Here is a 10093-nt window from a genome sequence, read left to right as displayed (position 1 = left end):
GCCGCCAACGTCCCGGACTCGGCACCGTCTCGAACGTCCTCGTGCTCGGCCTCGTCTTCGACCTCGTCGCACCACATCTTCCGGACAGCCCGGCACTCGTCGTCGCGATCCCGATGATGCTCGGCGGCATCGTCCTCAACGCGTTCGCGACGGTGATGTACATCGGGGCGCGATTCGGGCCCGGCCCGAGGGACGGCATGATGACCGGTCTCGTGAATCGCACCGGCTGGTCGGTCCGCCTCGTCCGAACCGGACTGGAAGTGGCGGTCGTGGCCGTCGGCTTCGCGCTAGGCGGCACACTCGGTGCGGGCACCGTCCTGTACGCACTCGGCGTCGGACCGCTGATCCAGCTCTTCGCCCGCCTGTTGAAGGTCGGCGACGCCGTCTCGGGCCACTCCGAGCCCGCCGATCAGCGGCCCACGGTGAACGCATAGAGCGCACAGTCAGCCGATGTCGCGGCGGCGGTAGGCCAGAGCGCCCGCCGTCGCGATGACGAGCGCGAAGAACGTCAGAAGAAGTAGGGGAAGCCAGGCCGACGCGGTCACGGGGACGGCAGGGACATGCGTGAAAGGAGACAGCTGGCGCAGCCACGACGGCACGCCGAACATATCGCCGAGCGGACCGAGAGCGAAAGACCCGAGCACGATCGGCCAGCCGACGACGGCGAGTGTCGACCGCATCCCGTACAGCGCGGCGACGACGGCCACCACCAGGAGCACAGCGGGGACCGACGCCGCAGCCGTGGTGAAAGCGAGCCCCGCGACGTGTGCTGCGTCGCCGCCGGACGCCCACGATCCGGCTGCGACACCGGCGGCCGCAGATCCCAGGACAGCGATCGTCGTCACCGCGGTCCACCCTGCGTACGTGCCGTACAGCCGCAGTCGTGCGACCGGTGCCGCGAGCATCGCTTCGGCACGTCCCGCACGCTCCTCGCCTCTCATCGACACGACGATCGCAACCCCGCCACCGGCCGCCGCCACCGCGAGGAAACCAGTCATGGCGACGACGAATCCATCGGTGATGCCGGCCGCGCCAGTGGCTGCGATGATCTTCTCCACGTAGGAGTTCCCCGCAGCGAAGTCGGCGACCTGCGACGACAGGTAGCCGACGACGAACGCGTACACGCCGGTACCGACCGCCCACGACATTGTGTGAGTCCGAACGAGTCGCCACACGATCTCCGTCGTCGACCAGCGGGCGGGCCCGTTCGCGGGGCCCGGTCTACGCACGAACAGTCCGGCGCCCAGGTCACGCCGCGAACGGACCCCGCAGGCTGCGGCGACACCGCCTGCCGCGACCGCGAGGCTCGCGGCGACCGGGAGCAGCGAATTGCCGTCGAAGGGCGCCATTCGCTCGGCCCAACCGATCGGATTGGTCCACCGCAGCCACGCGAGGTCCGGAGCCGCGTCGCCGATCCCGCGGAGGAGATAACCGCCGGCCACGATCGACGACGCCGCGATGTTCGCACTGCGGGCGCCTGCCGCCACTTCCGCGCAGATCGCGGCCACCCCGATCGCCGCAAACCCGGTGCACACGTACTGCGCGAAGACGATGGCAGTGGATGCGGCATCGCCGCCGGACGCCCCGATCACCGCGGCCATCCCGACCGACGTCGCGAGTACCGTCGCCGCGGCGACGAAGCACCCTGCGATGAGCGGGACAAGCCTGCCGACACCCCCGGCCAGCACGAGTTCGGTCCGCCCCGCCTCCTCTTCCCGGCGCGTCTGTCGGACGACTGTCATCGCCGCGAACACGCCGAGCGCAGCGATCATGAACAGACCGGCGCGCCACGAGGTGAGTGCGGCCTGCGACGTGTCAGCGGGTAGCGGGCCGAGAAGGAACACGAACGCGGTGTTCGTCCCCGCGCCCGCGCGCAGAACTGCGATCTGCTCCGGGGAGGAGTACATAGAACGAATCGACACCGCAGTCGAGACATTGATGAGCAGGAACAACGCCACGGCGACCGGCGCGATCACCCGGTCACGGCGGATTCCCGCGCGCAGGAGCAGCGGCAGTCCGCTCACGGCGTCGCCCCGGGCGTCACGTCGAAGGCCTGCAGGAACAGGTCCTCGAGACTGGGCGGGGCGACTGTCAGTCCGCGCACGTCGAGCGTCCCGAGTCGGGCGAGCACCGCAGACAGGAGTGCCGGATCGACGCTGAACTCGATGTGATCACCCACGACAGTCATATCGTCGACGCCGTCTACGTCGGAGAGCGCTGCCGATCCTCCCGGAATCATCGCCGACACCCGCGACCGGCGCAGGTTCCGCAGTCGCGACAGTTCACCAGCGAGAACTGTCCGGCCGTCGCGCACGATGGTGACCGTCGAGCACATCTCCTCCACCTCCGAGAGCAGGTGCGACGACATGAGGACCGCCGTGCCCTGTGCCGCGCGGTCGGCGACGGCCCGCTCGAACTCCCGGGTCATCAACGGATCCAGACCTGACGTCGGCTCGTCGAGTACTAGCAGTTCGGTGTCGGCGCAGAGGGCGGCGATCAACGCCACCTTCTGCCTGTTGCCTTTCGAGTAGGCGTCCGACTTCTTCGTCGGGTCCAGTTCGAAACGGTCGATGAGTTCAGCGCGGCCCGGTGTCTGCGATCCGCGGATTCCGCGCATCGCCAGCAGCATGTCGATGCACTCGCCGCCCGTCATATGCGGCCACAGCGTCACGTCACCCGGGACGTAGGCGAGACGACGGTGGATGTCGACAGCGTCGGTGAAGGGATCCGCGCCGAACACCGTGACGTCGCCGCTGTCCCTCCGGATCAGGCCGAGCAGCACTCTGATCGTCGTCGATTTGCCCGCACCGTTCGGCCCCAGAAAGCCTGCGACCTCGCCAGCTCGCACCGTCAGATCGAGGCCGTCGAGAGCGGTGAACGATCCGAATCTCTTGCGCAGACCGCGCGCGTCGATCACCGAGTCCGATCCGAGTCTGTCCATCCCGCGCCTCCCGCCGGCGAACTATCTGTTCTCTTCATAGTGCGCGCTTACGATGCGAATCGTTCCGAATCGGCCGACGGCTTGCACACGCTTTACACTCCTCGGTATGACCGAGAACGCTGCGATCACCATCCCCGCCGACCTCCTGCCCGCCGACGGCCGTTTCGGCTGCGGTCCGTCGAAGGTCCGTCCCGAGCAGTTGCAGTCGCTGGTCGACACCGGCGCATCCGTGTTCGGCACCAGCCACCGCCAGGCGCCCGTCAAGAACGTCGTCGGCGCGATCCGCGAAGGCCTGTCCGACCTCTTCTCCCTCCCCGAGGGCTACGAGGTGGTCCTGTCCAACGGCGGCACCACCGCGTTCTGGGACGCCGCCGCATTCGGCCTCGTCCGCGAGCGCGCCCTGAACCTCACCTACGGCGAGTTCTCGTCGAAGTTCGCCACGGTCACCAAGAAGGCGCCGTTCCTCGCCGACCCCAAGGTGATCTCCACCGATCCGGGCACCGCTCCCGACCCGGCCGCCATCACCGCGGCCGACGTCGAAGGCGTGGACCTCATCGGCTGGGCACAGAACGAGACCTCGACCGGCGTCGCAGTTCCCGTCCTGCGCCCCGAGGCTGCAGGCGACGCACTCATCGCGATCGACGCGACGTCGGGTGCGGGCGGTCTGCCCGTCGACATCAGCGCGACTGACGTCTACTACTTCGCGCCCCAGAAGTCCTTCGCGTCGGACGGCGGCCTCTGGGTCGCGATCATGAGCCCGGCCGCGCTCGCCCGCGTCGAGGAGATCAACGCGTCGGGTCGCTGGTGCCCCGAGTTCTTGTCGCTTCCGACTGCGGTCGACAACAGCTCGAAGAACCAGACGTACAACACCCCGGCTCTCGGCTCGCTGCTGCTGTTCAAGAACCAGATCGAGTGGATGAACTCGAACGGCGGCCTGGACTTCTGCACCGGCCGCACCGCGGAGTCGAGCAACATCCTCTACTCGTGGGCAGAGGCCAGTGAGTACGCATCGCCGTTCGCCGATGCAGCGCACCGCAGCCAGGTGGTCGGCACCATCGACTTCGCCGACTCGGTCGACGCCGCGGCCGTCGCGAAGACGCTGCGCGCCAACGGCGTCGTCGACACCGAGCCGTACCGCAAGCTGGGCCGCAACCAGCTGCGCATCGGCATGTTCCCGGCCATCGACCCGGCAGACGTGCAGAAGCTGACCCAGGCCATCGACTACATCGTCGAGCGCCTCTGATCCCAGGCTCCACCCGTAGTCCGACTGATGGACACGCCGCAGATCCGACGTATGCCCTCGTTCGCCGAGCGCCACGCCCTCGTTCATCGAGCGCAGTCGAGATGTTCGCCGCGTGTCCATCAGTCTTCTATCAGCACGGTGACCTACGCTGGGGAGAACATCCGTGTACGAGGGGACCGGAGGAGGGTCGCGTGCGGAAGCTCAAAGCAGATCGCGTCGAACCCGACGGTTCGGTGATCTGCGTCGATCCCGAATCGGGAGAAGAGTTCACCCTGGCCGTCGACGACACGCTCCGTGCAGCGGTCCTGCCTGCATCGGCGACGCCGACCGTTCCGGCTGTCGAAGTGAGTCCGCGCGAGATCCAGGCCCGCATCCGGGCCGGTGCGACTGTCGCCGAACTCTCCACCGCCACCGGGGTGGCCGAAGACAAGATCCATCGATTCGCGCACCCGGTCCTTCTCGAGCGCATGCGCGCCGCCGAACTCGCCCGGGCCTCGCACCCGTCGGGGATCGACGGCACCAGTTCGTCGACGCTCGGCGAGCTCGTCGCGGAATGTCTCGCCCTGCGCGGCAGTGCGTCGTCGGATGCCGAGTGGGACGCATGGCGACCCGACGACGGCCGCTGGGTGGTCCAGGTGGGCTGGCCGGGAACCGGGGACGTCGAGTTCGCTCACTGGCGATTCACTCCCGGCTCACACGGCGGTGTCACCGAACCGTTGGACGACCTCGCCGTCGAACTCACCGAACCCGAACTGGCCCGTGCAGCACGACGATCTGTGATGGCCGCGGTACCGGCTCCCGCTCCGCGCCCGCAGCGCGAGGTGATGCCCGACGGGCACGAAGAGGTGACCGTCGACGCAGACCGGCTCATCGAACGACAGAGCCGCGCCGATCGCGCCGAGTCGGCCGCACCGCTGGAACTCGAGTTCGACGATTCCGTGCCGCATTCGGTTGCGGGAGAGTCGCTTCCGAAGCACCGCAGCTCCAAGCGCGCGACTCCGACAGTGCCGGCGTGGGAGGATGTCCTCCTCGGCGTCCGCAGTCATCCCGGAGAGTAGAGCAGGTGTTCGTTCACACCACCACCTTGTGGTTGGTCGCATGTCCCGATCCCGCAGAACAGTTGCGGCGCGGCGTTGTCGCCGACCCCGATCGGACCGATGAGTTCATTCGACGCGCATTCGTCGACAGTTCGCCCTCCGCGGTGGCGTCGACGGACCTGTCCGCGTTGGCGACCGCGGGCGACGACGAGGTGTTCGCCGGCCACTTCGGCGACCTGGCCGTGTTGGCCGGACGATCGCTGTCGACGACGTCGCCGGCCGAACTGACCGAATTCGTCGCCGGGCTGGCTCCCGACCGCACGGTCCTGCTTCTGTCGCTCAACCCGGAGACGTCCTCCGGGACGTTCGCCCGGTGGGAGAACGGTCGCCTGGTCCGCTCGTTCGCGGCGTCCCCGGCGACCATCCACGACGATCAGGGCCTCCCCTACCCATTCGAGAGCGAGTTCTGGGCGGGTGCTCGACCCCTCCAGTACCTTCCCGACGCCGAACCCGACCCGCTGGATCTGCCGTTCCATCCCGCAGAGCTCGCCGAGGAGGCGAACCGGCGGTGGCTTGGATTCCGGTTCACACCGCCGTCCGGTGTCGACGACACCGCACTCGATCGGATCCCGGTCTACGCGTACAGCATCCGGCCGTCCGGGGCCGACTGGTCGCCTGCCTCGCGAGCCCCCGCGCGTGAGCCCGCCGCCGTCGAGGGTCCGGCTGACGTGGAGGTGACGATGCCGATCAAGCGAGTGGACGACACCGCGCCGGCCTCACCCACACCCGGTCCGATCTCCCGGTATTTCGGCTTCCGCGGTCGGCTCTGACTATCTGCTGAGAGCCTCGTAGAAGGCGACTGCGGCCGCCGTCGCGACGTTCAGCGAATCGGTTCCCCGACTCATCGGGATGTGGGCTCGCACATCGCACGAACGCATCGTGTGCTCCTTCAGACCGGGGCCCTCTGCGCCCACGAGGAAGGCGAGTTTCCTCTCGACGTCGCTCGAGGAGCAGGAGGAGTCGCTCGAGGAGCAGGAGGAGTCGCTCGAGGAGCAGGAGGGATCGCTCGAGGGATCGCTCGGGCCGGTCACGGCGTCACGGAGCGGCACGCTCCCCTCCCCCGGCGTCAGCGCGATGGTGCGGAAGCCGTTCTCGCGCAGGAGTTCCAGGTCGCCCGGCCAGTTGTCCGACTTCGCGAACGGCACCAGCAGCGCGTGACCCATCGAGACACGCACGCAGCGTCGGTACAGCGGATCGGCGCATCCCGCGCCGAAGATCACGGCGTCCACCTCCAGTCCCGCGGCATTCCGGAAGATGCTGCCGATGTTCTCGTGATCGTTGACGCCTTCGAGGACGGCTATCGTGCGCGCCGATTCGATCACCTCGGACACCGAGAGCGCCTCCGGCCTGCGTGCCGCCGCGAGCACTCCACGATTGAGGTGGAAACCGATCACCTCGGCCATCACCTCGGCGCTCGCACGGTAGAACGGAACTCCGCCCGGCTGCTCGACGACGTCGTCGGAGAGTTCCGCCAGACGTCGATCCACGCCGAAGAAAGCGTGCGGTGCGAACCGCGACGCGATCATCCGCTGCGCCACCAGCACGCCCTCGGCGATGACCAGAGCCTTTCCAACCCGTCCTCCAGGCAAGGCCGGGAGGTCGGGACGGCGGTCGACTGAGTTCAGGTCGCGGAAGTCGTCGACTCGCGCGTCGAGCGGGTCGGTGATGTCGATGACCTCGATGGCTGCACGGGTGCTCACGTCTATACGGTGGCACATGCGGACGCCTGCAGAGAAAATGACAGAGTAGTGATGTGACTTCGCTGACGATGTCCCCCGCGACCGAAGCCGACTGGCCCGAGATCATCGGAGCGGACGCCAGAGCATTTGTGCTCCCCGCTCCGCTTCCCGACGACGAGATCGCCGAGTTCCGCGCCAAGTTCCCTGACGACGCGACATTCGTCGTCCGGGACGACGGCCGGATCGTCGGGTTCTCCATGTACTTCGTCCTGCCGATGACGCTTCCGGGCGGTGAGGTCGTCCCGACCGCGGGCCTCTCGTGGGTCGCCGTCGCAGCCACGCACCGCAGGCGAGGCCTGCTTCGCAGGATGATCGACGCGCAGTTCGCCGCATGGCGCGCAGCCGATCTGAGCGTCGCGATTCTCACCGCCTCCGAGGGCACCATCTACGAGCGGTTCGGCTTCGGGCCGGCCGTCTTCGCGCACCAGGCACGCATCGATCCGTCCGCAGTCGTGTTCCGCCGCCAGGCCCCTGAGGACTCGCGAGTCCGCTACGGGACGCCCGACGAGATCGCCACGCGCGCTCCCGAGATCCACGCCAGATGGGCCGCACAGCATCCCGGGGCCATCGGACGCCCGGACACCTGGTGGCCGTCGATCTTCGCCGATCGCACGTTCCGCCGGAACTCCCAGACCTCTGGGCTGCACTATCTTCTGCACGCCGACGGTTACGCCTCCTACCGCACCGATGCTCGCAACCATTCGGCCACCGTCGAGGACTTCGTCGCGGTCACCACTCAGGCGCATGACGATCTCTGGCGAGTCCTGACCGGACTCGACCTGATCACCTCGATCGACGCCGCGATCCCGGTGGACGACACCCTCGGGCACCTCCTGACGGATTCACGTGCCGTCTCGGTGACGGGCCGCCCCGACACTCTCTGGGTGTCGATCCTCGACGTCGTCGACGCGTTGAGTCGTCGCTCGTACGGCGTCGACGGCTCGATCGTCCTCGACGTCGCCGACACCTACTCCGATCGTGCCGGCCGCTATGCGGTCGTCGTGGTCGGCGGTCGCGCGACGGTCTCGCGCACTGATCAGGCCGCCGATGCCGTACTCGACATCGCGACGTTGTCGAGCATCTACCTCGGCGGGATCTCGGCCCGGGAGCTCGCCCTGGCAGGTCGAATCGACACGACCGAAGAGCACCTCGACGTCCTGGCGCGCATGTTCGACGTACCGCGGGCTCCCTTCGCGGGCACCTTCTTCTGAATCCGCGTTCGCCCGTTACGGCTCAGCGGGGGCAGATCCATTGAAGGTCTACCCCCGCTGAGCGGTAACGGTTGAACGACGCTGCGTCAGTTGATCAGATTCTCGATCGGTCCGCGGGCGAAGTACACGAGGAACAGGATCGCGACAGCCCACAGGAGCGGATGCACCTGGCGAATCTTGCCGCGGGCCGATTGCATGACGACCCACGCGATGAAGCCGACTCCGAGACCGTTCGCGATCGAGTACGTGAACGGCATGACGACGATCGTTAGGAACGCGGGAAGCGCGTAGTCGAATCGACTGAAGTCGATCTCCTTGATCTGCGCCATCATCAGCGCGCCGACCACGATCAGGGCCGGCGCGACCGCCTCCATCGGGACGATCTTGTACAGCGGTGTGAAGAACATCGCGGCCAGGAACAGCACGCCGGTCACGACGTTCGCCAGACCTGTGCGCGCACCTTCGGCGATACCCGACGACGACTCGACGAACACCGTGTTCGACGACGACGACGCGACACCGCCGGCGACGGCGCCGACACCTTCGACAGCCAGCGCCTTGCCGATGCCCGGCAGGTTTCCGTCTTTGTCGGTGAGGCCGGCTTCCTTGCCGAGGCCGGTCATGGTGCCCATCGCGTCGAAGAAGTTCGACAGCACGAGGCTGAACACGAAGACGCAGGCGATCAGAATGCTGACGTGCTCGAACGCACCGGTGAAGGCGCCGAACAGATCGACGTCACCGACGAGCGACAGGTCGGGGACGCCACCGACGCCGTCGGGGAGCTTCGGGACGTTCATCGACCATCCGCCCTGTTCACCCGACTTCAGGTCCAGGACGGCTTCGACGATGATCGACACGATGGTCATGACGATGATGCCGAGCAGCAGACCGCCCGGAACCTTGCGGACGACGAGGACACCCATCAGCAGCACACCGATGCAGAACAGGAGAGTCGGGACAGTGGCGATCGAGCCGTCCACGCCGAGGCTGACCGGCGGGCCGTGCTCGGGGCCGTGAGTGACGAAGCCCGCGTTGGCGAGGCCGACGAGCGCGATGAACGCGCCGATGCCCGCCGCGATCGCAGCCTTCAGTTCGTTGGGGACCGCGTTGAACACCGCGGTCCGGACTCCGGTGAAACCGAGGATCACGATGATGATGCCGTCGATCACCACCAGACCCATCGCCGCAGGCCAGCTCATCTGCGGCGCGATCGTCACGGCCAGGAGGCTGTTGATGCCCAGACCGGCGGCGAAGGCGAACGGGAAGTTCGCGATCAACCCGAAGAGCAGCGACATGACACCCGCGACGAGCGCCGTCACTGCGGTCACCTGGGTGGGGTCGAGGAAGTTTCCGGCAGCGTCGGTGTTGTGCTCACCACCGATGATGATCGGGTTCAGGACGACGATGTACGCCATCGCGAAGAACGTGACGAGACCGCCGCGCACCTCCCTGGCGATCGTGGACCCTCGTTCGGAGATCTTGAAATAGCGGTCCAGCACACCACCGGCAGGCTTTCCAGCGGCATCGGTCATCAGTTCACCCTTCACGTAACGGATGCAGGAACGTCGGTGCGCCAACTGCGCACCACTGGTGAAAAGCTACCCTGTGAGCATGGCCGATGAGACACCGATCCCCGAGCTTCCCGCGCGACTCCGCGCACCCGAGCCGGTGATCGTCGTCGGCATGGTGGTGTGGCTCGTCGCCACAGTCGTGGTCTGGCTGACGGATCTGGGCGGTGATCGCGCGCTCACCGTGTGTCTGGTCGGCTTGGTCGTCGGCGTCGCGGGCACGCTACTGGTCTTCGCGCAGAAGGCCGCGGTACGTCGCGGTTCGACGAGCGCTCAGGAAGGTCTCGACTAGGG

The 10093-nt window shown here is 67.4% G+C and carries 10 protein-coding genes; 6 read left to right on the top strand and 4 right to left on the bottom strand.

The window, feature by feature from the left end; translation table 11 throughout:
- On the top strand, positions 1-434 hold a 434-nt coding region (locus GM1_RS18035; RefSeq protein ID WP_008381217.1), incomplete at its 5' end, for a YczE/YyaS/YitT family protein.
- A gap of 9 nt (positions 435-443) precedes the next feature.
- Here GM1_RS18035 and GM1_RS18030 read toward each other — a convergent pair.
- Both GM1_RS18030 and GM1_RS18025 read right to left on the bottom strand, forming a co-directional pair.
- The gene (locus GM1_RS18030; protein ID WP_008381216.1) at positions 444-2024 is read right to left on the bottom strand and encodes an ABC transporter permease; all 1581 of its coding nucleotides are present in this window, start codon (positions 2022-2024) and stop codon (positions 444-446) included.
- Positions 2021-2941, bottom strand: a complete 921-nt coding sequence (locus tag GM1_RS18025; protein WP_008381214.1) for an ABC transporter ATP-binding protein — start codon at positions 2939-2941, stop codon at positions 2021-2023. Before GM1_RS18025 ends, GM1_RS18030 begins: the two co-directional genes overlap by 4 nt.
- Positions 2942-3047: 106 nt before the next feature.
- Here GM1_RS18025 and serC point away from each other — a divergent pair, with 106 nt between their 5' ends.
- The 3 genes from serC to GM1_RS18010 all read left to right on the top strand — a co-directional run bounded on the left by serC (position 3048) and on the right by GM1_RS18010 (position 6051).
- Positions 3048-4184: a phosphoserine transaminase gene (serC, locus tag GM1_RS18020; protein WP_008381212.1), complete on the top strand. Its 1137-nt coding sequence runs from the start codon at positions 3048-3050 to the stop codon at positions 4182-4184.
- Between the two features lie 191 nt (positions 4185-4375).
- Positions 4376-5242 carry a septation protein SepH gene (gene sepH / locus GM1_RS18015; RefSeq protein ID WP_008381210.1) on the top strand — a complete coding sequence of 289 codons (867 nt, stop codon included), beginning with the start codon at positions 4376-4378 and terminating at the stop codon, positions 5240-5242.
- Between the two features lie 5 nt (positions 5243-5247).
- Positions 5248-6051 (top strand): DUF6928 family protein, encoded by an 804-nt coding sequence (locus GM1_RS18010; RefSeq protein WP_008381208.1) that lies wholly within the window; start codon positions 5248-5250, stop codon positions 6049-6051.
- Here the strand turns inward: GM1_RS18010 and GM1_RS18005 are convergent, their stop codons facing one another.
- On the bottom strand, positions 6052-6999 hold the full coding sequence (locus GM1_RS18005) for a TrmH family RNA methyltransferase (protein WP_008381206.1): 948 nt from the start codon (positions 6997-6999) through the stop codon (positions 6052-6054).
- A 35-nt stretch (positions 7000-7034) separates the two neighbouring features.
- On the opposite strand from GM1_RS18005, the gene GM1_RS18000 reads away from it, so the two are divergent.
- Positions 7035-8231, top strand: coding sequence for a GNAT family N-acetyltransferase (locus tag GM1_RS18000; RefSeq protein ID WP_008381204.1), 1197 nt, complete (start codon positions 7035-7037; stop codon positions 8229-8231).
- Between the two features lie 86 nt (positions 8232-8317).
- Here the strand turns inward: GM1_RS18000 and GM1_RS17995 are convergent, their stop codons facing one another.
- Positions 8318-9763 (bottom strand): NCS2 family permease, encoded by a 1446-nt coding sequence (locus GM1_RS17995; RefSeq protein ID WP_008381202.1) that lies wholly within the window; start codon positions 9761-9763, stop codon positions 8318-8320.
- Positions 9764-9842: 79 nt separating this feature from the next.
- Here GM1_RS17995 and GM1_RS17990 point away from each other — a divergent pair, with 79 nt between their 5' ends.
- A complete protein-coding gene (locus GM1_RS17990) occupies positions 9843-10091 on the top strand; it encodes a DUF2530 domain-containing protein (RefSeq protein WP_008381200.1) in 249 nt (82 codons plus the stop codon).
- Positions 10092-10093 lie beyond the last annotated feature (2 nt).

The organism is Gordonia malaquae NBRC 108250, from assembly GCF_000344135.1.
Taxonomy (GTDB): Bacteria; Actinomycetota; Actinomycetes; order Mycobacteriales; family Mycobacteriaceae; genus Gordonia; species Gordonia malaquae.
Note: the sequence above shows the minus strand (reverse complement) of the source record. Positions and strands in the feature narration are given on the sequence as shown.

What these genes read in the sequence shown, in the direction of transcription:
- GM1_RS17990 (WP_008381200.1), top strand. Translation starts at nt 9,843, where the DNA reads ATGGCCGATGAGACACCGATCCCCGAGCTTCCCGCGCGACTCCGCGCA.
- GM1_RS18025 (WP_008381214.1), bottom strand. Translation starts at nt 2,941, where the DNA reads ATGGACAGACTCGGATCGGACTCGGTGATCGACGCGCGCGGTCTGCGC.
- GM1_RS17995 (WP_008381202.1), bottom strand. Translation starts at nt 9,763, where the DNA reads ATGACCGATGCCGCTGGAAAGCCTGCCGGTGGTGTGCTGGACCGCTAT.
- serC (WP_008381212.1), top strand. Translation starts at nt 3,048, where the DNA reads ATGACCGAGAACGCTGCGATCACCATCCCCGCCGACCTCCTGCCCGCC.
- GM1_RS18005 (WP_008381206.1), bottom strand. Translation starts at nt 6,999, where the DNA reads ATGTGCCACCGTATAGACGTGAGCACCCGTGCAGCCATCGAGGTCATC.